This is a genomic window from Kluyvera sichuanensis (genome assembly GCF_040930405.1).
Classification (GTDB): Bacteria; Pseudomonadota; Gammaproteobacteria; order Enterobacterales; family Enterobacteriaceae; genus Kluyvera; species Kluyvera sichuanensis.
Genome location: NZ_CP162271.1, coordinates 3,733,497 through 3,760,126, shown reverse-complemented (window position 1 = coordinate 3,760,126; position 26,630 = coordinate 3,733,497). Strand labels below are relative to the sequence as shown.

Genomic DNA, 26,630 nt, shown 5'->3' with positions numbered 1-26,630 from the left:
GATGGCGCTTGCGCTTATCCGGCCTCTTAGCCCGGTAAGCGTAGCGCCGCCGGGCAATATCATCGCTAAATCACCCGCGAGAACTGCTGCATCCGCGCCTTCTGTCGCAGATAGGCATCAAAGCACATGCAGATATTACGAATTAACAGACGACCTTTCGCCGTCACCTTAATCCCCTTCTCATTCACATCCACCAGCCCATCCTGCGCCAACGGTGCCAGCAGCTTCAGGTCTTCGGCAAAATAGTCGCTAAACTTCAGCACCCACTGTTGCTCTATTGCCGCGAAATCGAGGCTGAAGTTACAGATAAGCGCTTTGATAACATCGCGACGGATACAGTCATCACGAGTCAACGCAATGCCGCGCCACAGCGCATTACCCTGCTCGGCAACCTGCTGGTAATAGAGCTTCAGCTCTTTTTGGTTCTGCGCGTAGCAGTCACCAATCATGCTGATCGCGGATACGCCCATACCCAGCAGGTCGGTATCGCCCTGGGTGGTGTAGCCCTGGAAGTTGCGATGCAGCACACCTTCGCGCTGGGCTACGGCCAGTTCGTTATCCGGGCGGGCAAAGTGATCCATACCGATAAACTGGTAGCCTGCCTGAGTCAGCGAGCCGATGGTTTCCTGCAAGATATCCAGCTTCTGCTGCGCCGACGGCAGGTCCGCGTCTTTAATCTTGCGCTGAGCGGCAAACAACGTCGGCAAGTGCGCGTAGTTAAACACGCTCAGACGGTCAGGGTTCAGCTCGGCAACGCGCTGCAGGGTAAAGGCAAAGCTCTCTGGCGTTTGCTTCGGCAGGCCGTAGATAAGGTCGATATTGGTCGAGGTGAAACCAATTTCGCGCGCGTGGTTGAGCAGCGCAAAGATAAAGTCTTCGTCCTGCTCGCGATTCACCAGCCGCTGCACTTCTTTGTTGAAGTCCTGTACGCCCATGCTCAGGCGGTTAAAGCCCTCGGCGCGCAGGTGGTCGATAACGTCCAGCTCAATTTCGCGCGGGTCGACTTCAATGGAAATTTCCGCGTCGGCATCAAAGTGAAAATGCTCGCGCAGCAGCGTCATCAAGCGGCTGATTTGCGCCTTGTTCAGATAGGTTGGCGTACCGCCGCCCCAGTGAAGTTGGCTGACGTGACGGCCGGTAAACAGCGGCGCGCGCTGGCGGATTTCCTGCTCCAGCACGTCGAGATACTGGTCAGCTTTATGCTGCTGGCGGGTAACAATTTTATTGCAGCCGCAGAAATAGCAGAGCTTGTGGCAGAACGGAATATGCACGTACAGCGACAGCGGACGTTCGGGGTAACGCGCAACGGCGTTATGAAACTCAGGTTCGCCAAAGGCGTCAGAGAATTCCAGTGCGGTGGGATACGAGGTATAGCGCGGCCCGGAATAGTTATATTTCTGGATCAGGGCCAGATCCCAGTCGATTAACTGCTCAGACATGCTCACTCCTTCCGATGGTATCGCGAACGACGACGGCGTGCCGGTGCTGCTCCGTTACGAAGCAACAGCCGGTTGCGCAGCCACTTTTGACGCCGCGACAACCGTCGTAGTTTAACGAATAACCACACCAGATAACATACAACCAAAAGGGTTATAAGCAGGACTGGCAAGCCAATCGGGTGCAAACGTTAGTTTCCGCCTCTCAGCAGACGCATCATGTCTTCCTTGCCCTCTTCTTCCTCTTCTTCTTCGTCATCATCGTAAGAGAGGCCGAGTTGCTGCATCAGTTCATCGATGCGATCCAGTTTAGCGTCTACCCATTTCTGCTCTTCAGCAGTCAGGGTTTCGTCATTTTCCAGTCGTTCCAGCAGCGCGTCCAGGCGCTCATCTCTCTCCAGCATATCCAGCTCGGCCTGCGGTGAAAGCATAGGTTTCTCGCTCTTCGGTTTGGGCTGTTTCACGACCGGTGCGTCAGTAACGCCCAGCGCGATGGGTTTTTTACTGCCAATACGAGGATCTTTTTGCTGCTTTTGTTTATTGGAGCCGGATGCACCGTCAGAGCCAGTCGCACGGCTTCCCGCCGCGTTACCACGGTGTTTTTTATCGTTTTTACGTTCGCGAGCTTCCAGGTTCAGTTCTTCACGCGTTTTACGGCGCTGTTTACCTGGAGTTTTACCGCGCGGTGCAGAGGTTGGTTTTTTCATGATGTCTGTCTTTAAGCCGTTTTATTCAGTATAGAATTGAGCCGGAATCTAGCAGAAAGCAAACAAAGAAAAAAGGCGACAGAGTAATCTGTCGCCTTTTTTCCTGACTCACAACCCTTTACGGGTTCTACATTCCATGTTGGCTTTCAACGCGCCCTGTCTATCCGTTAGCTCTATAACAGTCCCTGTTATGGTCCCTATCCGTGTTTAACGTCTCCAGACGTTCGCCTTCCTGGCTGATTCCTTCGGTCTTCGCCTCCTGGCGCTCCTGACCGCTCATCCTGAGTCTATATTCCTTCCGGCGCCCTTGCCGATGGGTGCTACTTTACAGCGTTGGGCTAAACTAACAAGCAACGAAACGGTGAAAAATGGACAAATCAGAATATTGCCCAATATTAACTATATGATTTCAAATGATTTGAATATTATGTCGCCCCCGTTTTTTCCTAAATTTCGCATAGAGACAATGGCAAATGTCTTACAAACGAAAGGGCATCGTCTTACAGTCAATGCGCGAAGAGGAAAACCAGTCTTTTTTTGCCGATCGGGTATAATCGCCCGCATTGCCTGATTTAACGGAGAAGACCGTTTTGACTAACTGGAACTATCAACAGACGCATTTTGTGACCAGTGCGCCTGACATCCGCCACTTACCTTCCGATACCGGAATCGAAGTGGCCTTTGCTGGCCGCTCCAACGCGGGGAAATCCAGCGCCCTGAATACGCTCACCAACCAGAAAAGTCTGGCGCGTACTTCAAAAACGCCGGGCCGTACTCAGCTGATTAACCTGTTTGAAGTCGCCGATGGCAAACGCCTGGTCGACCTGCCGGGTTATGGCTATGCGCAGGTTCCGGAAGAGATGAAGATCAAATGGCAGCGTGCGCTGGGTGAATACCTGGAGAAACGTCTGTGTTTGAAAGGATTAGTGGTGCTGATGGATATTCGCCATCCGCTGAAGGACCTCGACCAGCAGATGATCGAGTGGGCCGTCGCCAGCGAAATCCCGGTACTGGTACTGCTGACGAAAGCGGACAAGCTGGCGAGCGGCGCGCGTAAGGCGCAGCTGAACCAGGTTCGTGAAGCTGCGTTGGCCTTTAACGGCGACGTGCAGGTTGAAGCTTTTTCTTCGCTGAAAAAGCAGGGTGTCGATAAGCTGCGTCAGAAGCTGGATAGCTGGTTTAACGATATTCCGCCGCAGGAAGAAGTTGAGGCGGCAGAAGAGTAATCCCCCTGCTTTTATCCCGGATAGTGGCGCACTGCGCCCTGTTCCGGGCTCGCTCTATCCCACTGATTTAACGCAATACCTTTCAATTTTATCGCGCCGAAAACTTTTCTTTCGCCCAATAAAAAACGCCCCAGTCATTACTGACTGGGGCGGCTAAAATATTCAGCCAAATCCGATTACGTGAAGTAAAAGGTCTGAAAGATAGAACATCTTACCTCTGTACCCTACGAGATTAACTCTACTCTTTTTTACCCCGTTCAGAAAGCATTTTTTGTAGTTTTTTTTCATTTGTTACATAACGAATTCTAATGTTCATCACAAAACTAGATAAGTTATGTTGCTTACTTACAAAAAAGAGCGTTATTCATCGGATACTTAATGAGCTTGATCCCAGTTTTCACCACTGCCCACTTCCACCAACAACGGCACATCCAGCGTCGTGCTGTTTTCCATTAACTCATGCACTTTCTTCGATACCGCCTCGAGGTCATCTTTATGCACCTCAAAGACCAGTTCATCGTGTACCTGCATGATCATGCGAACGCGTGGCTTCTCGCTTTCTAACCACTCATCCACCGCAATCATTGCGCGTTTGATGATATCGGCAGCGGTTCCCTGCATCGGGGCGTTAATCGCCGCACGCTCAGCACCCGCACGGCGAGCGCCGTTGCTGGATTTGATGTCCGGCAGATAGAGGCGACGACCGTCGAGCGTGGCAACATAGCCCTGCTCTTTAGCCTGCTGACGGGTGCGTTCCATATAGTCCAGCACGCCAGGGTAACGCTCGAAGTAGAGATCCATATATTTCTGGGCTTCTTTGCGCGGAATATTAAGCTGGCGAGCCAGGCCAAAGGCGCTCATACCGTAAATCAGGCCGAAGTTAATCGCCTTAGCGCTGCGACGCTGTTCACTACTCACGCTCTCCAGCGGCAGACCGAATACCTCAGCTGCGGTGGCACGGTGGATATCCTTACCTTCGGCAAACGCGTTCAGCAGGCCTTCGTCGCGGGACAGGTGCGCCATAATGCGCAGCTCAATTTGCGAGTAGTCGGCAGAGACGATGAGGTAATCTTCCGGCGCAATAAACGCCTGACGAATACGACGCCCTTCCTCGTTACGCACTGGAATGTTCTGCAAGTTCGGATCGGTCGAAGAGAGTCGCCCGGTTGCGGTTACCGCCTGGTGATAGGAGGTATGAACGCGGCCGGTTTTCGGGTTGATCATCAACGGCAGCTTATCGGTGTAGGTCGATTTCAGCTTCGCCAGACCACGGTACTCCAGAATCACCTTCGGCAGCGGGTAGTCGAGCGCCAGCTCTTCCAGCACCTCTTCCGACGTAGACGGCGCACCGCCCGGCGTTTTCTTCAGCGGCTTGATGCCCTGTTTTTCAAACAGGATGGTCTGCAGCTGCTTCGGCGAGGAGAGGTTAAATTCTTCCCCGGCAATCTCGTAGGCTTTCTGCTCCAGCTCGATCAGGCGCTTGGCAATCTCCTGCGAATGCGCGTGCAGCACGGCAGGATCAATCTTCACGCCATTGCGTTCAACACGTGACAGCACCGGCACCAGCGGCATTTCAATCTCGTTAAAGATGCGCAGCGGCCCTTCATGCTTCTGCAGCTTCGGCCACATCTTCAGGTGCAGCTGGAGCGTCACGTCGGCATCTTCCGCCGCATAGCGACCGGCTTCTTCCAGCGCAATCTGGTTGAAGGTCAGCTGATTTTTACCTTTACCGGCAATCTCTTCGAACGTGATGGTTTTGTGTTTTAACCAGCGGTCGGAGAGGCTGTCCATATCATGGCGACCGGCAACGCTATCCAGCGTGTAGGACTCCAGCATGGTGTCATAGGCGATACCGCGCAGTTCAATACCGTAGTTGGCAAGAATACCGCGGTCATATTTCAGGTTCTGACCCACCTTCAGCAGCGTTTCATCCTCAAGCAGCGGCTTGAGGAGTTCTAAAGCGCGCTCGCGGGAGATCTGGTCAGGGGCATCGAGATAGTCATGAGCGACAGGAACATAGGCAGCAATACCCGGCTCGGTCGCAAACGACAGGCCCACCATATTGGCAGAGATGTTATCAAGGCTGTCGGTTTCAGTATCGAAAGCAAACAGAGGCGCTTTCTTCAGCTTCTCAATCCAGCTGACCAGCGTAGCTTCATCGAGGATGGTGACATAGTTTTCGGACGACAGCGTGGCTGCGGTCTCTTCGACTTCAGCCTCAACGTCTACGTCAGCGGCTTTGCTGGCCGGTTTAGCGGCAGGTTTCGTCCCTTTAGCCTGCATCCAGGTGCCGGACTCAACGTCAGTTATCCAGCGTTTAAATTCGTATTTCTTGAACAGCGTTAGCAGCTCATCGGCCGCAGGCTCCGCAACAATGAGCTGCTCGCAGCCCAGCTCCAGCTCTACGTCCGTTTTAATGGTCGCCAGCTTATAGGAGAGGTAGGCCAGATCTTTGTTCTGCTCAAGCTTCGCCGCCATGGTCTTGGCGCCACGGAAGGTCAGCCCGGCGATTTTTTCCGGTTCACCGTAGAGCGTATCGAGGCCACCTAGCCCTTGCAGCAGCGCCTGCGCGGTCTTTTCACCCACGCCCGGCACGCCCGGAATGTTATCCGAGGAGTCGCCCATCAGCGCGAGGAAGTCAATAATCAGCTCCGGCGGCACGCCGTATTTGGTCACCACTTCGTCCGGGCCGAGAATGGTATTGGTCATGGTATTGATAAGCGTAATGCCCGGGGTGACAAGCTGCGCCATATCTTTATCCCCGGTGCTGATAAGCACCGGGCGGCCCGCTTTTTCCGCTTCACGCGCCAGCGTACCGATCACGTCATCCGCTTCCACGCCGGAGACGGCTAACAGCGGCAGGCCCATCGCTTTCACCATGATATGCAGCGGTTCTATCTGCGCACGCAGATCGTCCGGCATGGGCGGGCGATGTGACTTGTAGTCTTCAAACAATTCGTCACGGAAGGTTTTTCCCTTCGCATCAAACACCACGGCAGCATGGGTTGGCTGATACTGGAGGATCAGGCTGCGCAGCATGTTCAGCACGCCGTACATCGCGCCCGTCGGCTCTCCCGCACGGTTCGTCAGCGGTGGGAATGCGTGATATGCCCGATAGAGATAAGAAGATCCATCAACGAGGATGAGAGGGTTTTCAGGGATCTGAACCATAATTTCCGTGCCTGTTTATCAGATTATGGGTAAAGGATGCCACAGACGGCATGAAAACATGAGTTTTTCGCCAAAATAACGAGAAAAGATTTGCAGATCCTCGCGATCGCACGCAAAACAAATTGTGGATAAGTTTGTGAATAGTTTTATTTTACTAATAACAAATGATATGTAATCGATGGTTAACAACAAAATAATTAAATAATTTCAATGTGTTATATATAGATCGTAGCTAATGACAGCGACCTGGTGGTAATTCACACAGTGTGGATAGACATAGCGACAATTTTTCTCTTCAGGTAAGAACCGTCATTTAACACGTTTTCTGGTAAAATCAGCGCCTTGTGCCTTTTTGTATGGGCACGTTAAATAACTAACTATCTGAATAAACAAACTATGTCGAGATTACTCGCTGCGATAACGCTGCCCATCAGTATCGCACTCACCATATTATTGACCATATTGTGCTCCATACCGATTATTCTCGCCGGCATGATTAAACTGATTTTGCCGGTACCGGCAATCTGGCGCTCCGTCTCGGTATTCTGCAACTTTATGATGTACTGCTGGTGTGAAGGGCTGGCGGCGCTGCTGCATCTCAATCCCTGGCTCAAGTGGGATATCGAAGGGCTAGAAACACTCAATAAGAAGAACTGGTATCTGCTCATTTGTAACCACCACAGCTGGGCAGACATCGTGGTGCTGTGCGTGATTTTCCGCAAGCATATCCCGATGAATAAGTATTTCCTGAAGCAGCAGCTGGCCTGGGTTCCGTTCATGGGGCTGGCATGCTGGGCGCTGGATATGCCATTTATGCGTCGCTATTCCCGCAGCTATTTGATTCGTCACCCGGAACGTCGCGGTAAAGATGTGGAAACGACGCGCCGCTCGTGCGAGAAATTCCGCGTGCATCCCACTACCATCGTCAACTTTGTCGAAGGCTCGCGCTTTACGCCTGAAAAGCGCCTGCAAACCCGTTCGCCTTATCAAAACTTGCTGCCGCCAAAAGCCGCCGGTATTGCCATGGCGCTGAACGTGTTAGGTGCCCAGTTTGATAAGCTGCTTGACGTGACGCTCTGCTACCCGGAAAACGATAAGACGCCGTTCTACGATATGCTCAGCGGTAAGCTGACGCGCATTGTTGTCCGCGTGAATCTGCGTCCCATTGACCCGGAGATGCACGGTGATTACGTGGGGGATAAGAACTTTAAGCGACGCTTCCAGCTATGGCTGAATGCGCTGTGGGAAGAGAAAGACCATCAGATTACAGACATCAAAACAGAATACAAAAACGCCGGTCATTGACCGGCGTTTTCTTTATTATTTCTTCTCAACAAGCTGTTTTACGGTATCAGCATACTGAGCGACAAAGACGTCCATGTTGCTGGTGTCCATGCCCTGCGGGTTCAGCTGGTATTTACCGTTAACAAACATCGCAGGAACGCCCTGCAGCTGCAGATCGGCTGCCGCTTTTTCCTGCTGCGCGACCAGAGATTTCACCACGAAGCTGTTCCAGGCGGCATCATAATCTTCGCCCTTCACGCCAGCGTCGGTGAAGACTTTGCGGATATCCGCAACGGTCTGCACGGTCTGGGTTTTCTGTACCGCTTCAAACATCGGTGCAGTGATCTGATCTTCTACGCCCAGCGCCATCGCTACCGCCCACGCCTGAGTCAGGTCTTTGCCCAACGGGCCCAGGAACTCAACGTGGTACTTGGTCATTTTGGTGCCTTCCGGCAGCTTTTTCTTCACGTTGTCGGAAACGTGCAGAACTTCCTCAAACTGATAGCAATGCGGGCAGTAGAAGGAGAAGAACTCCAGCACCTGCGGCTCACCTGCAACCGGCTTATCGATCGTAACGTATTGTTTGCCGTCGGTAATCTGAGCAGCGGATGCGCTGAATGCCAGAATCATACCTGCCAGCGCAAGCCAAACCTTTTTCATAACTCACTCTCTCCTGACTGTGTCGAATTAATACATTGGCGTTAACTGAAGAGGGGGTTCTTGCAGAACCTTCACCTGCTCAATAAAAGTCGCGATCTGCTGATGCCAGAAATCTTCCCCGGTTAACCAGGGAAAATTTTTCGGAAATGCAGGGTCATCCCAACGCCTGATAATCCAGGCAAGATAATAAACCAACCGCATTGCACGTAAAGGCTCAATCAGCGCCAATTCGTCTGAATTAAAGCTGCTGAATTCTTCGTAAGCCTCAACGATAGTTTCAAGCTGCATACGTCTCTCAGCAGGAGAGCCGTTAAGCAACATCCAGAGATCCTGAACCGCGGGGCCATTGCGCGCATCGTCAAGATCGACAAATAGCGGGCCATCACGCCAGAGGATATTCCCTGCATGACAGTCGCCGTGTAAGCGTAAAGCATCGAAACGCCCATGCCATAGCCCCATGACCGCATCAATCAGGTCATCGGTCACTTTCAGGAAACGGTCTTTTAAACCGGCGGGAATCAGCGCCGAATGCTCAAAAAGGGCACGCGGCTCAATCAGATACTCTTTTACGCCGATAGAAGGACGCGCAGCAAAGCGCGATTTGCGGCCAGTCTGGTGCATGCGCCCCAGATAGCGCCCAACCCACTCCATCTGATCCAGGTTATCTGATTCAAATTGGCGGCCACCCATGCTCGGGAAGACGGCAAAATAGAACCCCTCATGCGTGAGCAGTGTCTGGCCATTAAAAAGGATAGGTGCAGCAACCGGAACCTCATCCTCGACTAGCTCCAGTGCAAACTGGTGCTCTTCAAGAATCTGCGCAGCCGACCAGCGTTCCGGACGATAGAATTTCACCACCATGCGGCGACGATCTTCATCCTGAAACTGATAGACCCGATTCTCGTAGCTGTTAAGAGGGGTGAGTCCAGAATCAACCCGGATACCCTGATCGAATAGGGCATCGATGATGGTATCCGGGTGGAGAGTCTGGAAAGTGAAAGCCTTGTCGTTCATCCTGACATCCGATAACGATACGAATGATTCAGGATATCATTTCGCGCTGCCTTGAGTGGCTCTGCTTACAACCTTTTACTCTTTTATTACGCCGCGAGCGCGCAGCAGCGCGGTTTTGAAGTCTTCTTCATAATCTTTCTGAATGCCAGGAATAACCGCGTCTTTGGCGGAGTCGCGCATTTTCAGATGGTAGATCAGAATATCATCCGTTAAATCGGCCAATTCGCCGTCATAGCCTGACTCCTTCGCCAGTTTCTGCAAAAATTGCAGTAAATTCAGCTCCGGCTCTTTCTGCCAGGCTGGCTGGAGGAGTTCAATAACTTCATTCAGACGTTTACATTTCATGGTCGTGCTCCTTACGCTTGATAGAGACACGTTAGCAGGGTAAACCCCACAATAAAAGAGGCGATAGCGGTGAAAGCAGAGTGCCAGATAACCGGTGTAGTGTTAGCAGGCGGCAAAGCCTCAAGAATGGGTGGGCAGGACAAAGGATTAATGCTGCTTAACGGTAAACCGCTGTGGCAGCACGTAGCGGACTGCCTTCTTCCGCAGGTACACGAGGTCGTCATTAGCGCGAATCGTAATCTGGATATCTACCGACAGAGCGGCTTTCCGGTAATTGCCGATACGCTCTCGGGATTCCCTGGGCCGCTTGCCGGACTGTTATCAGTTATGCAGCAGACATCCGGCGAGTGGTTTCTGTTTTGCCCCTGCGATACGCCGTTTATCCCCGACAATCTTGTCGAACGCCTGGTAGAACAGCGCCAAAATGCTCCAGTGGTGTGGGTCCATGATGGCGATCGCGACCACCCTGCGGTCACCCTTGCTCACCGCAGTCTGGCCCCAAAGATTATCGATTACCTTGCCAGTGGTGAACGTCGCGTAATGGTGTTTATGCGTCAGGTTGGCGGCCATTCCGTCGATTTTAGCGACACGAAAGAAGCATTTCGCAACATGAACACCCCGGAAGATCTCACGCTCAATCAGGAAAGAATATGATCCCATTGTTAGCGATTGCCGCCTGGAGCGGTACGGGAAAAACGACGCTGCTGAAAAAACTCATCCCCGAACTTTGTGCAAAAGGTATTCGTCCAGGGCTTATCAAACATACGCATCACAATATGGATGTAGATAAGCCAGGAAAGGATAGCTACGAACTTCGCAAGGCGGGGGCGGCACAGACGCTGGTTGCCAGCCGGCAACGCTGGGCGCTGATGACGGAAACGCCGGAAGAAGAGGAGTTAGATCTAGCGTTTCTGGTCAGTAGGATGGATGCTTCAAAGTTGGATCTGGTGCTGGTTGAAGGGTTTAAGCATGAAGCCGTCGCTAAGATCCTGCTATTTCGTCAGGATGCCGGGCACCCGGTGAACGAGTTGATTATCGATGAACATACGATTGCAGTGGCCAGCGATATTACGCTGAATGTCGATGTGCCGGTGCTGGATTTGAATAATTTGCCGGAGATAGTGGCGTTTATTGTGGCATGGTTAGAAACAGAAGAGTAGTTGTAGCCCGGGCGAACGCAGTGACCCCGGGATATTCACCACACTTTTATTTTCCGCAGACGCAAAAAAGCCCATCCGTCAGGATGAGCTTCTTCACTTAATTGATGCCTGGCAGTTCCCTACTCTCGCATGGGGAGACCCCACACTACCATCGGCGCTACGGCGTTTCACTTCTGAGTTCGGCATGGGGTCAGGTGGGACCACCGCGCTACAGCCGCCAGGCAAATTCTGTTTATCAGACCGCTTTTCGCGTTCTGATGTAATCTGTAATCAAGCTGAATATCGATGTCTCTTTCGCCAAAACATCTTCGGCGTTGTAAGGTTAAGCCTCACGGTTCATTAGTACTGGTTAGCTCAACGTATCGCTACGCTTACACACCCAGCCTATCAACGTCGTCGTCTTCAACGTTCCTTCAGGACTCTCAAAGAGTCAGGGAGAACTCATCTTGGGGCAAGTTTCGTGCTTAGATGCTTTCAGCACTTATCTTTTCCGCATTTAGCTACCGGGCAATGCCATTGGCATGACAACCCGAACACCAGTGATGCGTCCACTCCGGTCCTCTCGTACTAGGAGCAGCCCCCCTCAATTCTCCAGCGCCCACGGCAGATAGGGACCGAACTGTCTCACGACGTTCTAAACCCAGCTCGCGTACCACTTTAAATGGCGAACAGCCATACCCTTGGGACCTACTTCAGCCCCAGGATGTGATGAGCCGACATCGAGGTGCCAAACACCGCCGTCGATATGAACTCTTGGGCGGTATCAGCCTGTTATCCCCGGAGTACCTTTTATCCGTTGAGCGATGGCCCTTCCATACAGAACCACCGGATCACTAAGACCTGCTTTCGCACCTGCTCGAGCCGTCACTCTCGCAGTCAAGCTAGCTTATGCCTTTGCACTAACCTCCTGATGTCCGACCAGGATTAGCTAACCTTCGTGCTCCTCCGTTACTCTTTAGGAGGAGACCGCCCCAGTCAAACTACCCACCAGACACTGTCCGCAACCCGGATTACGGGTCTACGTTAGAACACCAGCCATTAAAGGGTGGTATTTCAAGGTTGGCTCCACACGAACTGGCGTCCGCGCTTCAAAGCCTCCCACCTATCCTACACATCAAGGACCAGTGTTCAGTGTCAAGCTATAGTAAAGGTTCACGGGGTCTTTCCGTCTTGCCGCGGGTACACTGCATCTTCACAGCGAGTTCAATTTCACTGAGTCTCGGGTGGAGACAGCCTGGCCATCATTACGCCATTCGTGCAGGTCGGAACTTACCCGACAAGGAATTTCGCTACCTTAGGACCGTTATAGTTACGGCCGCCGTTTACCGGGGCTTCGATCAAGAGCTTCGCGTTGCCGCTAACCCCATCAATTAACCTTCCGGCACCGGGCAGGCGTCACACCGTATACGTCCACTTTCGTGTTTGCACAGTGCTGTGTTTTTAATAAACAGTTGCAGCCAGCTGGTATCTTCGACTGATTTCAGCTCCATGAGTAAATCACTTCACCTACATATCAGCGTGCCTTCTCCCGAAGTTACGGCACCATTTTGCCTAGTTCCTTCACCCGAGTTCTCTCAAGCGCCTTGGTATTCTCTACCTGACCACCTGTGTCGGTTTGGGGTACGATTTGATGTTACCTGATGCTTAGAGGCTTTTCCTGGAAGCAGGGCATTTGTTACTTCAGCACCGTAGTGCCTCGTCATCACACCTCAGCGTTAATAAGCGTCCGGATTTACCTAAACGCTCCGCCTACATGCTTAAACCGGGACAACCGTCGCCCGGCTAACATAGCCTTCTCCGTCCCCCCTTCGCAGTAACACCAAGTACAGGAATATTAACCTGTTTCCCATCGACTACGCCTTTCGGCCTCGCCTTAGGGGTCGACTCACCCTGCCCCGATTAACGTTGGACAGGAACCCTTGGTCTTCCGGCGTGCGGGTTTTTCACCCGCATTATCGTTACTTATGTCAGCATTCGCACTTCTGATACCTCCAGCATCCCTCACGAGACACCTTCGCAGGCTTACAGAACGCTCCCCTACCCAACAACACATAGTGTCGCTGCCGCAGCTTCGGTGCACAGTTTAGCCCCGTTACATCTTCCGCGCAGGCCGACTCGACCAGTGAGCTATTACGCTTTCTTTAAATGATGGCTGCTTCTAAGCCAACATCCTGGCTGTCTGAGCCTTCCCACATCGTTTCCCACTTAACTGTGACTTTGGGACCTTAGCTGGCGGTCTGGGTTGTTTCCCTCTTCACGACGGACGTTAGCACCCGCCGTGTGTCTCCCGTGATAACATTCTTCGGTATTCGTAGTTTGCATCGGGTTGGTAAGTCGGGATGACCCCCTAGCCGAAACAGTGCTCTACCCCCGAAGATGAATTCACGAGGCGCTACCTAAATAGCTTTCGGGGAGAACCAGCTATCTCCCGGTTTGATTGGCCTTTCACCCCCAGCCACAAGTCATCCGCTAATTTTTCAACATTAGTCGGTTCGGTCCTCCAGTTAGTGTTACCCAACCTTCAACCTGCCCATGGCTAGATCACCGGGTTTCGGGTCTATACCCTGCAACTTAACGCCCAGTTAAGACTCGGTTTCCCTGCGGCTCCCCTATACGGTTAACCTTGCTACAGAATATAAGTCGCTGACCCATTATACAAAAGGTACGCAGTCACACCCCGAAGGATGCTCCCACTGCTTGTACGTACACGGTTTCAGGTTCTTTTTCACTCCCCTCGCCGGGGTTCTTTTCGCCTTTCCCTCACGGTACTGGTTCACTATCGGTCAGTCAGGAGTATTTAGCCTTGGAGGATGGTCCCCCCATATTCAGACAGGATACCACGTGTCCCGCCCTACTCATCGAGCTCACAACACATGCAATTTTGTGTACGGGGCTATCACCCTGTATCGCCGGCCTTTCCATACCGTTCCACTATCACACATGCTGATTCAGGCTCTGGGCTGCTCCCCGTTCGCTCGCCGCTACTGGGGGAATCTCGGTTGATTTCTTTTCCTCGGGGTACTTAGATGTTTCAGTTCCCCCGGTTCGCTTCATTACGCTATGTATTCACGTAATGATAGTGTGACGAATCACACTGGGTTTCCCCATTCGGAAATCGTCGGTTATAACGGTTCATATCACCTTACCGACGCTTATCGCAGATTAGCACGTCCTTCATCGCCTCTGACTGCCAGGGCATCCACCGTGTACGCTTAGTCGCTTAACCTCACAACCCGAAGATGTTTCTTTCGATTCATCATCGCGCTGCAAAAATTTGAGAGACTCAAACACACCTCAGCCTGTTCTTATTACGGAGAACAGAGTTCAGTGTGCTGTTTCAATTTTCAGCTTGATCCAGATTTTTAAAGAGCAAAACTTCTTAATGAACTCGAAAGTACATTCAGAAGTTCATCATTTACCAGACAATTTGTGTGAGCACTTCAAAGAACGTTTCTTTAAGGTAAGGAGGTGATCCAACCGCAGGTTCCCCTACGGTTACCTTGTTACGACTTCACCCCAGTCATGAATCACAAAGTGGTAAGCGCCCTCCCGAAGGTTAAGCTACCTACTTCTTTTGCAACCCACTCCCATGGTGTGACGGGCGGTGTGTACAAGGCCCGGGAACGTATTCACCGTAGCATTCTGATCTACGATTACTAGCGATTCCGACTTCATGGAGTCGAGTTGCAGACTCCAATCCGGACTACGACATACTTTATGAGGTCCGCTTGCTCTCGCGAGGTCGCTTCTCTTTGTATATGCCATTGTAGCACGTGTGTAGCCCTACTCGTAAGGGCCATGATGACTTGACGTCATCCCCACCTTCCTCCAGTTTATCACTGGCAGTCTCCTTTGAGTTCCCGGCCGAACCGCTGGCAACAAAGGATAAGGGTTGCGCTCGTTGCGGGACTTAACCCAACATTTCACAACACGAGCTGACGACAGCCATGCAGCACCTGTCTCAGAGTTCCCGAAGGCACCAAAGCATCTCTGCTAAGTTCTCTGGATGTCAAGAGTAGGTAAGGTTCTTCGCGTTGCATCGAATTAAACCACATGCTCCACCGCTTGTGCGGGCCCCCGTCAATTCATTTGAGTTTTAACCTTGCGGCCGTACTCCCCAGGCGGTCTATTTAACGCGTTAGCTCCGAAAGCCACTCCTCAAGGGAACAACCTTCAAATAGACATCGTTTACGGCGTGGACTACCAGGGTATCTAATCCTGTTTGCTCCCCACGCTTTCGCACCTGAGCGTCAGTCTTTGTCCAGGGGGCCGCCTTCGCCACCGGTATTCCTCCAGATCTCTACGCATTTCACCGCTACACCTGGAATTCTACCCCCCTCTACAAGACTCTAGCCTGCCAGTTTCGAATGCAGTTCCCAGGTTGAGCCCGGGGATTTCACATCCGACTTGACAGACCGCCTGCGTGCGCTTTACGCCCAGTAATTCCGATTAACGCTTGCACCCTCCGTATTACCGCGGCTGCTGGCACGGAGTTAGCCGGTGCTTCTTCTGCGAGTAACGTCAATCACTAAGGTTATTAACCTTAATGCCTTCCTCCTCGCTGAAAGTACTTTACAACCCGAAGGCCTTCTTCATACACGCGGCATGGCTGCATCAGGCTTGCGCCCATTGTGCAATATTCCCCACTGCTGCCTCCCGTAGGAGTCTGGACCGTGTCTCAGTTCCAGTGTGGCTGGTCATCCTCTCAGACCAGCTAGGGATCGTCGCCTTGGTGAGCCATTACCTCACCAACTAGCTAATCCCATCTGGGCACATCCGATGGTGTGAGGCCCGAAGGTCCCCCACTTTGGTCTTGCGACGTTATGCGGTATTAGCTACCGTTTCCAGTAGTTATCCCCCTCCATCGGGCAGTTTCCCAGACATTACTCACCCGTCCGCCACTCGTCACCCAAGAGCAAGCTCTCTGTGCTACCGTTCGACTTGCATGTGTTAGGCCTGCCGCCAGCGTTCAATCTGAGCCATGATCAAACTCTTCAATTTAAGTTTGATGCTCGTGAATTAAACTTCGTAATGAATTACGTGTTCACTCAGAGACTTGGTATTCATTTATCGTCTTGCGACGTTAAGAATCCGTATCTTCGAGTGCCCACACAGATTGTCTGATAAATTGTTAAAGAGCAGTGCAACACGGCTTTCGCTCACTGTTGCGAGGTGGCGTATATTACGCTTTCCTCTTTCAGAGTCAAGCGTTTAATTTCGCTTTTCTCTGTCGAGATTCTCAGGAGAACCTCGCTGACCCGGCGGCTTGTTTGCCGTTGTTCCGTCTCAGTGGGGCCGCATTATAGGGAGTAATTGAGATCCCGCAAGCATAAATTTAAAATAATTTATCGCTCGCTCTCTTTTTCAACAAATCGTGCAGCAATGCACCGTTAAAGGCCCGAACTGCTGTTTTTAACACCGATTCAGCACATCAAATGGCATACTAAAGAAAGATAAATAATAGGAATGGCATTTATGTCTCTAAGCGCACAGCAACTGGCAGCTCAAAAGAACATCTCCTGGGTCCTGGCTGAGAAAATAGCCCAGAAGATATTAACCGGCGAATACCCGCCGGAAAGCATCCTCCCCGGCGAGATGGAGCTGGGCGAGATTTTCGGCGTCAGCCGAACCGCCGTTCGTGAAGCGGTAAAAACCCTTTCAGCAAAAGGCATGCTGCTCCCGCGCCCGCGTATTGGTACGCGCGTCATGCCCCAGGCACACTGGAACTTCCTCGACACCGAGCTTATCTCCTGGTGGCTGACCGCAGATAACTTCCAGTCGGTGATGAAACACTTCCTGGTGCTGCGCCGCAGCCTCGAGCCTCAGGCCTGCATGCTGGCCGCGACGTTAGGCACGGCTGAACAGAAGGCACATCTCAACACATTAATGGAAGAGATGGCGACGCTAGAGAAAGCGTTCGACCGTACTCGCTGGATTGATATCGACACCTCCTGGCACGAGCACATCTATGAAATGAGCGCGAACCCGTTCCTGACCTCCTTCGCCAAGCTCTTCCATTCGGTGTACCACATCTATTTCACCTCTATTACTGAAGATGAAGTGATCGAGCTGGATAGTCACCAGGCCATTGTTGATGCTATCCAGGATGGCGACGGTCAGCAGGCGTTTCTGGCATGTCAGGCGTTATTAAACGCGCCACATATCCGGGAAGCCGTCTAGAGGACATCGCATGACAGAAAAGAAAGCGCGGAGTATGGCTGGCCTACCGTGGATAGCGGCAATGGCCTTCTTTATGCAGGCGCTAGACGCCACCATCCTGAATACCGCCCTTCCGGCCATTGCCCACAGCCTGAACCGTTCGCCGCTGGCCATGCAGTCGGCGATTATCAGCTATACGCTGACCGTCGCGATGCTGATCCCGGTGAGCGGTTGGCTGGCAGACCGTTTTGGTACCCGCCGCGTCTTTATGTTAGCGGTGAGCCTGTTCACTCTGGGCTCTCTGGCCTGCGCGCTCTCTTCTTCATTAACCGAGCTGGTTATCTTCCGGGTGATTCAAGGGATTGGCGGCGCCATGATGATGCCCGTCGCGCGCCTGGCGTTACTGCGCGCCTATCCGCGTAGCGAGCTGCTGCCGGTTCTTAACTTTGTCACCATGCCGGGCCTGATTGGGCCGATTCTTGGCCCGGTGCTCGGCGGCGTATTCGTTACCTGGGCAACCTGGCACTGGATTTTCCTCATTAACATACCGATTGGCGTTGTCGGGATGCTGTACGCCCGGAAATATATGCCGAACTTCACCACGCCGCGGCGACGTTTCGACTTCTCCGGTTTCCTGCTCTTCGGGCTGAGCCTGGTACTGTTCTCCATCGGTATGGAGTTGCTCGGGGAGCAGATCGTGTCGGGCTGGGTGGCATTAATGATAGTCCTGCTCAGCATCCTTCTGCTGCTCGCCTATATCCGCCACGCGCGTAAGCACCCTACGCCGCTGATTTCACTGTCGCTGTTCAAGACCCGTACCTTTTCCGTCGGTATCGCCGGAAACCTGGCAACACGCCTGGGCACCGGCTGCGTACCGTTCCTGATGCCCTTGATGCTCCAGGTGGGCTTCGGTTATCCGGCACTGATCGCGGGCTGCATGATGGCGCCGACGGCTATCGGTTCGATTATTGCGAAATCGACCGTCACTGCCGTACTGCGCCGTTTGGGCTATCGGAAAACACTGGTGGGAGTCACGCTGTTCATTGGCCTGATGATCGCGCAGTTCTCACTGCAATCGCCGTCGATGCCGATATGGATGCTGATTCTGCCGCTGCTGGTGCTAGGGATGGCGATGTCGACGCAGTTCACCTCGATGAACACCATTACGCTTGCCGACCTGACGGACGATAACGCCAGCGGCGGCAATAGCCTGCTGGCGGTGACCCAACAGTTGTCGATTAGTCTGGGGGTCGCCATCAGTGCCGCGGTGCTACGTTCCTACCAGAGTATCGTGGGCTCAACCATCGATCAGTTCCACTATACCTTTATTACCATGGGTGTGATTACGGCGATATCCGCGCTGATGTTCCTGCTGCTGCGGCCGAAAGATGGCCGCAACCTAATCAAAGAAAAGCACTAGGCTCACACCGAGCCGCGAACCACCAGCTCGGGCGTCAGCTGCATACGCTGCTGTTTCTGCCCGGGCTGGGCGATACGATGAATCAGCACATCAATCGCCAACTCGCCAAGTTCATCTTTCGGTTGGTGAATGGTGGTCAGCGGCGGTGTCATATAGCGCGCCAGCTCGATGTCATCATAGCCAATCACCGCCATGTCCTGCGGAATACGCAAACCCGCCTGATACAGCGCCTGATAGGCGCCGACCGCCATGGCATCATTGCCGACAAAGACCGCATCCGGACGCTCGGGATGCTTCAGCAACTGCTGCATCGCCTCCAGACCACCGCCGAATTCGAAGTCGCTGGTAATCTCATAACCGTCCAGGATGGGCAGCTTCGCGTTATGCATCGCTTCCCGGTATCCCTCCAGACGCAAACGCGCCGGGGTTTTATCCAGCGGGCCAGCAATACAGGCAATACGCGTATGGCCGCGTTCAATCAGGTAACGGGTCGCCATATCGCCGCCAAACAGCGAATTATCCTGAATCAGGTCGCTGTCGCCGTCAAACGGTGCCCAGTCCATCATCACGGAAGGAATAGAAGGGTAGCGCTGCATGATCTCCAGCGACGGCTGGTGCGTTTCGGTGCACAGCAGCAGCAGCCCATCGACGCGTTTTTGCATCAGCGTCTCAAGATTGCGGTTCATTCGCTGTTCATCGCCTTCGGTGTTGCACAGCACCAGGCTGTAGCCACGCTCAAAGCAGCTGCGCTCGACGCCGCGTACCAGTTCAGAGTAGAACGGGTTGGTACTGGCGGTGATCAGCATGCCAATCGTATGGGTCTGATTCAGCTTGAGGCTACGCGCCAGCGCCGACGGCGCGTAGTTCAGCGTTTTGATGGCCGCATCAACTTTCTCGGTAATCGCTTCGCTGACGAAACGGTCTTTATTGATGACGTGCGATACGGTTGAGGTGGAAACGCCCGCCAGGCGAGCAACATCCTTCATCGTGGCCAAGCATTACCCCTGTTGACGTAAGAATTCGTCGATCTCTTCACGCCATGGAACCGATGGCTGAGCGCCTTTACGCGTTACGGCGATCGCCGCAGCTGCATGAGCAAAGCGCAGCGCCTCCGCCAGCGGCGTGTTTTCCAGCAGCGCGGTCATCAGTGCACCGTTAAAGGTGTCGCCTGCAGCAATGGTATCGATGGCCTGGACTTTAAAGCCCGGCACGCGACGTCCTTCGCCCTTCACGCTGGCCCATACGCCACGGCTACCGAGGGTGATGATCACCGTATCGATACCTTTGGCATGCAGGACCTGCGCGGCTTTCGCGGCGTCTTCATCGTTTTCTACTCGCACTCCGGTCAGCTTCTCAGCTTCGGTTTCGTTCGGGGTAATGATATCCACCAGCGACAGGAGTTCATCCGGCAGTTCGCGCGCCGGGGCCGGGTTTAATACCACGGTAGTCTGGTTCTGGTGGGCAATCTGCGCGGCCAACAGTACGCTGTCCAGCGGGGATTCAAGCTGCATCAGCAGCGCATCGGCCTGAGCAATGCGTTCACGCTGAGCGTCGACTAATGAAGTTGATAATGCGGCGTTGGCTCCGGCATGAATACCAATAACGTTTTCGCCTTCACCGTTCACAAAAATGAGTGCCACGCCGGTCGACTCGCCCGCCACGGCGCTTACCGGCGCAACGTCAATGCGGTCAACCTGTAACTGTTTACGGATGCGCTCACCAATATCGTCGTCGCCCGTGCAGGCAATAAACGCAATATCCGCACCGCTGCGCCCGGCGGCAACCGCCTGGTTTGCGCCTTTGCCGCCGAAAGCGACCTGATAATGGCTACCGGTGACGGTTTCGCCAGGCGTCGGGAAAGATTCAAGATTGAGAATGTGATCGGCATTGATGCTGCCAAGGACGACAAGTTTGCCTGCGGTTTTCATTTTCAGAGTGTCCGGTAAGATGCGCCACCGGCTGACTTACCGGTGGCGCGTGCCCTGCTTTTATTTTTGATGTTGTCCCTCAGGCTGTAAGAGCCTGAATCGCACTCGCGTTATTACTGCTTAATTACCAGCTTCAGGTCAACAGGATATTTAGCCTGGACCTTTTCGCCTTTCAGCACTTTGTCAGCAGTTTCCACGCCGGTCGCACCGATCTGGTCAGGTAACTGCGCGATAGTCGCCGCCAGTTTGCCATCTTTTACCGCTTTCTCGCCATCTGGCGTACCGTCAAACCCAACCACCATCACATCGGATTTACCGGCAGTTTGCAGCGCACGCAGGGCGCCCAGCGCCATTTCGTCGTTCTGTGCGAAGACGGCTTTCACGTCCGGATGCGCAGTCAGCAGGTTCTGCATCACGTTCAGACCTTTAGTACGGTCAAAATCGGCAGGCTGGCTCGCCAGAACGTTAAATTTGTGAGCGGCAACGGCCTGCTGGAAGCCTTCGCCACGCTCGCGCGCTGCGGAAGTCCCGGCAATCCCCTGCAGTTCGATAACCTTCGCACCTTCACCGGCTTTCTTCGCGATGTAATCACCCGCGATTTTACCGCCCAGCACGTTATCGGAAGCAATGTGGCTCACGACCTCGCCTTTAGAGGCGACGCGGTCCAGGGTGATAACCGGAATTTTCGCCTGGTTAGCCATCTTGATGGCGTTACCGACAGCATCGGAGTCAGTTGGGTTGATCAGCAGAATTTTGGTGCCACGAACCGTTAAATCCTGAACGTTAGCCAGCTCTTTCGCCGGGTTATTCTGTGAGTCCAGAACCACCAGGTTGTAACCCAGTTTATCGGCTTCTTTCTGCGCGCCATCCTTCAGGGAGACGAAGAACGGGTTATTCAGGGTAGAGATAACCAGCGCAATGGTGTCTTTCGCCATCGCGTTCGCACTCACGGTGGCGCTCAGCGCAACCGCAGAAACCAGGGTAGCCAGTTTTTTCATGTTCATATCTAAGATGTCCTGTAGTGTCGTGAATTACTGCTTTTTGTTGTCCACCAGCACCGCCAGCAAAATGACGACTGCTTTAACGATCATCTGGTAATAAGAAGAAACGCCTAACAAGTTCAAACCGTTGTTCAAGAACCCAAGAATCAGCGCACCGATAAGCGTGCCGACGATACGACCTTTACCGCCTGCCAGGCTGGTTCCGCCCAGCACTACCGCCGCGATAGCATCCAGCTCATAGCCGGTACCCGCCGTCGGTTGCGCAGAGGAGAGACGCGCCACTTCGATAATCCCCGCCAGCGCCGACAGCAGCCCGCACAGAGAGTAGACGATAATTTTGACTTTATTAACGCTGATACCGGAAAGACGCGTTGCCGCTTCGTTACCGCCCAGCGCATAGATATAACGACCCAGACGGGTATGGTGCAGCATGTACCACGCGGCCAGGAAGACAATCCCCATGATCCATACCGGAGTAGGGATGCCCAGCGGACGACCAATCCCGAACCAGCCGAAGACATCGGCGTTATCGGTAAACCCGGTATTCACCGGACTGCCGTTGGTGTACACCATGGTCACACCGCGCAGCAACAGCATCATCACCAGCGTGGCGATAAACGCCTGAACGCGTCCTTTGGCGACGATTACACCGGTAACGGCCCCGATTGCGGCACCTAATGCGAGTGCGGCAGCAACCGCCACCAGCGCATTAACTTCGATGCCCACAATCGACGCGGCGACCGCGCCGGTCAACGCCAGCAGAGAACCGACGGACAGGTCGATCCCCGACGTTAAAATGACCAGCGTCATCCCGACCGCCATGATCGCATTCACGGAGGTTTGCTGCAGGATGTTGAACAGGTTATTGACGGTAAAAAAGTTCGGGCTCATGGTCGATACAATCGCTATCAGCACCAGCAGGGCTATCAGCGATTTTTGCTCCAGCAGCCATGCTTTAGTGAAATAGCGGCGACCCGCCACAGACTGGGTTGTCATCTTTTTTACTCCTGGTTCACGCGGTTAAGCTTGCCCACTGCGGCAGCCATTAATACTTCCTGGGTGGCCTGCTCGCGTGAAAACTCACCGCCGAGATGCCCTTCATGCATCACAATAATGCGATCGCTCATCCCCAGGACTTCTGGCATCTCGGAAGAGACCAGAATGATGCTCAGGCCGTCGGCCTTGAACTGGTTGATAAGCTGGTAAATCTCTTTCTTCGCCCCGACGTCGACGCCGCGCGTCGGTTCATCGAGGATCAGCACCTTCGGGCGGGTCATCAGGCCGCGGGCAATCGCCACTTTCTGCTGGTTACCACCGGAGAGCAGGCCGATAGCCTGTTCCATGGAAGGGGTTTTGACGTTAAACAGACGGATAAAGTCGCCAACCGCCTGCTGTTCGTCTTTATGCTTCAGGCCACCGCCGGCACGGCTGAAATAACGCAGCGCGGTCAGCGACATGTTCTCTTTCACCGACATGCCCAGCACCAGGCCATCGCGCTTACGGTCTTCGGAGATATACACGATGCCGTTTGCCAGGCCATCCTGCGGTGAACGGGTCACCACTTCATGCCCGTCGAGGGTTACATAGCCGCTGGTGCGCGGCAGCGCGCCGTATAGCACCTTCATTAGTTCGGTACGACCTGCGCCCATCAACCCGGCAACGCCCAGGATTTCGCCTTTACGCAACGTGAAGGAGACGTTTTCCACGCCTGGCCCACACAGTGCGTCCACCTTCAGGCGGATTTCACCCGGCGCTTTATCGAGATGCGGGTACTGATCTTCGAGCTTACGTCCGACCATCATTTCAATCAGGCGGTCTTCATCGAGGCTCGCCACTTCACGCTCGGCAATAAACTGCCCGTCGCGGAAGACGGTGACGTCGTCGCAGATCTCGAAAATCTCTTTCATACGGTGGGAGATATAAACAATGCCGCGCCCCTGCGATTTCAGCTCGCGGATAACGCGGAACAGGGACTCGGTTTCGGTATCGGTCAGTGCATCAGTCGGTTCATCCATTACGATGACCTTCGACTCAAAGCTCAGCACCTTGGCAATTTCCACCATCTGCTGATCGCCGATAGAGAGGTCGCCCACCAGGCGGTCGCTCTTAAAGCGCAGATTGAGTTTTGCCAGCAGGATATCGGCCTCGGCGTACATCTTTTTCCAGTCGATTTTGCCAAAGCGATTCACGAACTCACGGCCGAGGAAAATGTTCTCGGCAATCGTCAGTTGCGGGATCAGGTTCAGCTCCTGGTGGATGATGCCGATACCGGCTTCCTGGGAAGATTTAGGACCATTAAAGGTGGTCTCTTTACCCAGCCATAATAATGAACCGGCATCGCGGGTGTAGATCCCGGTCAGCACTTTCATCATGGTGGATTTGCCCGCGCCGTTTTCACCCACCAGCGCCATCACGCGACCAGAGTAGACGTTAAGCGCGGCGCCGGAGAGTGCCTTTACGCCCGGGAACGATTTATCGATCCCTTTCAGTTGTAAGAGTGCGTCCATGATGGCCTCAGAAGGTGACGCCAGCACAGAGAATGATATTCGCATACGGGGAACACTCCCCGCTGCGAATCACCGCCTGACTGTCTGCGGTTTGTTGTTTGAACTGTTCATGTGAGACGTAACGAACATCAATGGTGTTTCCCTGGTGTTGCTGCAGCTGCTCAATATGTTTGAGCAACGCTTCGTGGAGCTGCGGATTATGTTGCTGAATTTCCGCGGCGAGAATGGCGGCCTCGACCTGCATCTCCTGCGTCACCACGCCCAGCACCTGCATAAAGGTGGGAACGCCCTGGGTCAGCGCCATATCAATGCGCGCCGTGCTGCGGGGAATAGGTAAACCCGCATCGCACACCACCAGCGTATCGGTATGCCCCAAACGGGAGATAACCGACGAGATTTCAGAGTTGAGTACCGTGCCTTTCTTCATTTTGTTTTCTTGCTCCACTAGCGAAACGTTTCGCTAGCATCAGTTTAGTCTGAAGAGCGAACAGAAAACCACCATCAGGTTATAGAAATGTGATCGCCATCGAAACGTTTCGCGAACAAAGGAGAGGGGATAAAAAAACGCCCTCCGTCAAAATGAGGGAGGGCGTTGATAACATTAGATTTCGACCTGGGTACCCAGTTCGATAACGCGGTTTGGCGGGATCTCGAACTGATCCGGCGCGCGAAGCGCGTTGCGCTGCAGCAGCAGGTAAAGCTTGCCGCGCAGGCGCAGGTACCACGGACGCTTGCCGACAATCAGCGACTCATGCGACATAAAGAACGACGTTTCCATCATTCGGCAGCTTAAGCCTTCCAGACCGCAGCGGTGGAACACCTCTTCCACGTTTGGCGTTTCACGCCAGCCGTAGCTGGCCACGACGCGCCAGAAGGTAGGCGAGAGCTGCTCAATCTGCACGCGGCGAACGTTATGTACGTACGGCGCATCTTCGGTACGCAGCGTCAGCAGGATAACCCGCTCGTGCAGCACCTTGTTGTGCTTGAGGTTATGCAGCATGGCAAACGGAATCACGTTCAGCGCACGAGACATATACACCGCGGTGCCCGGTACACGTACCGGCGGCGATTTCTCCAGTGAAGCAATCATCGCTTCCAGGGAATTACCGTGTTCATGCATACGACGCAGCAGGCGGAAACGCTCGCTTTTCCAGGTAGTCATGATGGTGAACATAATCAGCGCCAGCGTCAGCGGCAGCCAACCGCCGGAGACGATTTTATCGAGGTTCGCCGAGAACAGCGGAATGTCGATGCACATAAACGCCACGAACAGCAGCGCCACAAAGAACTTGTTCCAGCGCCAGTTCTTGCGTGCCACCGTAGTGAACAGAATCGTCGTCAGCACCATGGTCCCGGTCACGGCAATACCGTACGCCGCCGCCAGGTTTGAGGAGTGCTCAAAGCTGACGATAACCACCACCACCGAGATATAAAGCAGCCAGTTGATAAACGGGATATAGATCTGGCCGGACTCCATTTCCGAGGTATGAATAATGCGCATCGGTGACAGATACCCCAGGCGCACCGCCTGGCGAGTCAACGAGAAGACCCCGGAGATAACCGCCTGAGAGGCGATAACCGTCGCCAATGCCGCAATCACCAGCATCGGAATCAGCGCCCAATCAGGGGCCAACAGGAAGAACGGGTTCTTAATAGCTTCCGGGTGCTTTAACAACAGTGCGCCCTGACCAAAGTAGTTCAGCACCAGTGATGGCAGAACCACCGAGAACCAGGCCAGACGAATCGGTAATTTCCCGAAGTGCCCCATATCGGCATACAGCGCTTCCACGCCGGTAATCGACAGCACCACCGCGCCCAATGCAACGAAAGAGACGGTTTTATATTGCAGGAAGAAGTTCACCGCCCAGTAAGGGTTCAGGGCATGCAGGACTTCCGGGTTAGCAATAATACTCCGCGCGCCCAGTACCGCCAGCAGCAGGAACCAGATAAGCATAATCGGCGCGAACAGTTTGCCGACCATGCTGGTACCGTGCTTCTGGATAGCAAAAAGCAGCGTCAGGACGATGATTGAAATGGGGACAATCCAGGTATCAAGCGTAGGCGCGATGATCTCCAGACCTTCGATCGCCGACATCACCGAGATAGCCGGGGTAATGACCACTTCACCATAGAAGAAGCTTCCCCCAATAAGCCCAAGGATCACCAGTATTGATGTCATCTTTGCGGAGGTATTACGCCCAGCAAGTGACATCAGCGTAAGGATCCCGCCTTCACCGGCGTTATCCGCCCGCATCACGAAGGTAATGTATTTAAGTGATACTGTAAAAATCAGCAGCCAGAAAATTAATGACAGGAAGCCAAAAACCGCGTCACGTTCAACGCCAAAACCAAACTGCCCAGACAAACATTCACGAAGCGTATAAAGAGGGCTGGTACCGATATCGCCGTATACCACGCCAATTGCAGCGAGTGTAATCGCTGATAAAGATTGTTTCTTATCAGTGCTCATAGACTAGTCTTTCGTTTACGAAACAAATGTGTGCCTAGTCCCTTGGCCCACCAAAAGCGCACAGTATGCACGATTAACATCAAAATCGTACCCCTTAATTGCGTCATCTTAACCTGCCTCAATAAATAGCGAGGTACTATTC

19 protein-coding genes and 3 rRNA genes are annotated in these 26,630 nt (G+C 53.4%); 6 read left to right on the top strand and 16 right to left on the bottom strand.

The window, feature by feature from the left end; all coding sequences use genetic code 11:
• Positions 1 to 65 precede the first annotated feature (65 nt).
• A complete protein-coding gene (hemN, locus tag AB2B48_RS18055; RefSeq protein WP_368299770.1) occupies positions 66 to 1,439 on the bottom strand; it encodes an oxygen-independent coproporphyrinogen III oxidase in 1,374 nt (457 codons plus the stop codon).
• 188 nt (positions 1,440 to 1,627) lie between these two features.
• Complete coding sequence (gene yihI / locus AB2B48_RS18050) at positions 1,628 to 2,143, bottom strand: Der GTPase-activating protein YihI (RefSeq protein WP_185668856.1); 516 nt, start codon at positions 2,141 to 2,143, stop codon at positions 1,628 to 1,630.
• A 590-nt stretch (positions 2,144 to 2,733) separates the two neighbouring features.
• Here yihI and yihA point away from each other — a divergent pair.
• Entirely contained in the window at positions 2,734 to 3,369 is a 636-nt protein-coding gene (gene yihA / locus AB2B48_RS18045; protein WP_035892382.1) for a ribosome biogenesis GTP-binding protein YihA/YsxC, read from the top strand.
• A 375-nt stretch (positions 3,370 to 3,744) separates the two neighbouring features.
• Here the strand turns inward: yihA and polA are convergent, their stop codons facing one another.
• A complete protein-coding gene (polA, locus tag AB2B48_RS18040) occupies positions 3,745 to 6,540 on the bottom strand; it encodes a DNA polymerase I (RefSeq protein ID WP_368299769.1) in 2,796 nt (931 codons plus the stop codon).
• Between the two features lie 396 nt (positions 6,541 to 6,936).
• Here polA and AB2B48_RS18035 point away from each other — a divergent pair, with 396 nt between their 5' ends.
• On the top strand, positions 6,937 to 7,845 hold the full coding sequence (locus AB2B48_RS18035) for an acyltransferase (protein WP_368299768.1): 909 nt from the start codon (positions 6,937 to 6,939) through the stop codon (positions 7,843 to 7,845).
• Between the two features lie 15 nt (positions 7,846 to 7,860).
• Here the strand turns inward: AB2B48_RS18035 and dsbA are convergent, their stop codons facing one another.
• The 3 genes from dsbA to AB2B48_RS18020 form a co-directional block, all read right to left on the bottom strand.
• Positions 7,861 to 8,484 carry a thiol:disulfide interchange protein DsbA gene (gene dsbA / locus AB2B48_RS18030; RefSeq protein WP_035892299.1) on the bottom strand — a complete coding sequence of 208 codons (624 nt, stop codon included), beginning with the start codon at positions 8,482 to 8,484 and terminating at the stop codon, positions 7,861 to 7,863.
• A 27-nt stretch (positions 8,485 to 8,511) separates the two neighbouring features.
• Entirely contained in the window at positions 8,512 to 9,498 is a 987-nt protein-coding gene (locus tag AB2B48_RS18025) for a serine/threonine protein kinase (protein WP_368299767.1), read from the bottom strand.
• Positions 9,499 to 9,573: 75 nt separating this feature from the next.
• On the bottom strand, positions 9,574 to 9,843 hold the full coding sequence (locus AB2B48_RS18020; protein WP_035892297.1) for a YihD family protein: 270 nt from the start codon (positions 9,841 to 9,843) through the stop codon (positions 9,574 to 9,576).
• 126 nt (positions 9,844 to 9,969) lie between these two features.
• Between AB2B48_RS18020 and mobA the strand changes: the two genes are divergently transcribed.
• Both mobA and mobB read left to right on the top strand, forming a co-directional pair.
• A complete protein-coding gene (gene mobA, locus AB2B48_RS18015) occupies positions 9,970 to 10,497 on the top strand; it encodes a molybdenum cofactor guanylyltransferase MobA (RefSeq protein WP_368301981.1) in 528 nt (175 codons plus the stop codon).
• Positions 10,494 to 11,003 carry a molybdopterin-guanine dinucleotide biosynthesis protein MobB gene (mobB, locus tag AB2B48_RS18010; protein WP_368299766.1) on the top strand — a complete coding sequence of 170 codons (510 nt, stop codon included), beginning with the start codon at positions 10,494 to 10,496 and terminating at the stop codon, positions 11,001 to 11,003. Before mobA ends, mobB begins: the two co-directional genes overlap by 4 nt.
• 106 nt (positions 11,004 to 11,109) lie before the next feature.
• Here the strand turns inward: mobB and rrf are convergent.
• From rrf to AB2B48_RS17995, 3 genes are all read right to left on the bottom strand, one after another.
• A 5S ribosomal RNA gene (gene rrf / locus AB2B48_RS18005) occupies positions 11,110 to 11,225 on the bottom strand.
• Between the two features lie 96 nt (positions 11,226 to 11,321).
• Positions 11,322 to 14,229 (bottom strand): 23S ribosomal RNA (locus AB2B48_RS18000).
• Between the two features lie 235 nt (positions 14,230 to 14,464).
• Positions 14,465 to 16,004, bottom strand: a 16S ribosomal RNA gene (locus AB2B48_RS17995).
• Together the 16S, 23S and 5S rRNA genes form the textbook arrangement of a ribosomal RNA operon.
• Before the next feature lie 474 nt (positions 16,005 to 16,478).
• Between AB2B48_RS17995 and AB2B48_RS17990 the strand changes: the two genes are divergently transcribed.
• Entirely contained in the window at positions 16,479 to 17,183 is a 705-nt protein-coding gene (locus AB2B48_RS17990) for a FadR/GntR family transcriptional regulator (RefSeq protein WP_185668181.1), read from the top strand.
• A 10-nt stretch (positions 17,184 to 17,193) separates the two neighbouring features.
• Complete coding sequence (gene mdtD, locus AB2B48_RS17985; RefSeq protein ID WP_185668180.1) at positions 17,194 to 18,582, top strand: multidrug transporter subunit MdtD; 1,389 nt, start codon at positions 17,194 to 17,196, stop codon at positions 18,580 to 18,582.
• Between the two features lie 2 nt (positions 18,583 to 18,584).
• Here mdtD and rbsR read toward each other — a convergent pair whose 3' ends face one another.
• From rbsR to kup, 7 genes are all read right to left on the bottom strand, one after another.
• Positions 18,585 to 19,577, bottom strand: a complete 993-nt coding sequence (rbsR, locus tag AB2B48_RS17980; RefSeq protein WP_185668179.1) for a ribose operon transcriptional repressor RbsR — start codon at positions 19,575 to 19,577, stop codon at positions 18,585 to 18,587.
• A 3-nt stretch (positions 19,578 to 19,580) separates the two neighbouring features.
• Positions 19,581 to 20,510, bottom strand: a complete 930-nt coding sequence (rbsK, locus tag AB2B48_RS17975) for a ribokinase (protein WP_368299765.1) — start codon at positions 20,508 to 20,510, stop codon at positions 19,581 to 19,583.
• Between the two features lie 113 nt (positions 20,511 to 20,623).
• Entirely contained in the window at positions 20,624 to 21,514 is an 891-nt protein-coding gene (rbsB, locus tag AB2B48_RS17970; RefSeq protein WP_035893648.1) for a ribose ABC transporter substrate-binding protein RbsB, read from the bottom strand.
• A gap of 27 nt (positions 21,515 to 21,541) precedes the next feature.
• Positions 21,542 to 22,507: a ribose ABC transporter permease gene (gene rbsC, locus AB2B48_RS17965; protein ID WP_035893646.1), complete on the bottom strand. Its 966-nt coding sequence runs from the start codon at positions 22,505 to 22,507 to the stop codon at positions 21,542 to 21,544.
• Positions 22,508 to 22,512: 5 nt separating this feature from the next.
• On the bottom strand, positions 22,513 to 24,018 hold the full coding sequence (rbsA, locus tag AB2B48_RS17960) for a ribose ABC transporter ATP-binding protein RbsA (protein WP_220440796.1): 1,506 nt from the start codon (positions 24,016 to 24,018) through the stop codon (positions 22,513 to 22,515).
• Between the two features lie 7 nt (positions 24,019 to 24,025).
• Positions 24,026 to 24,445 carry a D-ribose pyranase gene (rbsD, locus tag AB2B48_RS17955; RefSeq protein WP_123650958.1) on the bottom strand — a complete coding sequence of 140 codons (420 nt, stop codon included), beginning with the start codon at positions 24,443 to 24,445 and terminating at the stop codon, positions 24,026 to 24,028.
• A 174-nt stretch (positions 24,446 to 24,619) separates the two neighbouring features.
• Entirely contained in the window at positions 24,620 to 26,488 is a 1,869-nt protein-coding gene (kup, locus tag AB2B48_RS17950; protein WP_368299764.1) for a low affinity potassium transporter Kup, read from the bottom strand.
• Positions 26,489 to 26,630 lie beyond the last annotated feature (142 nt).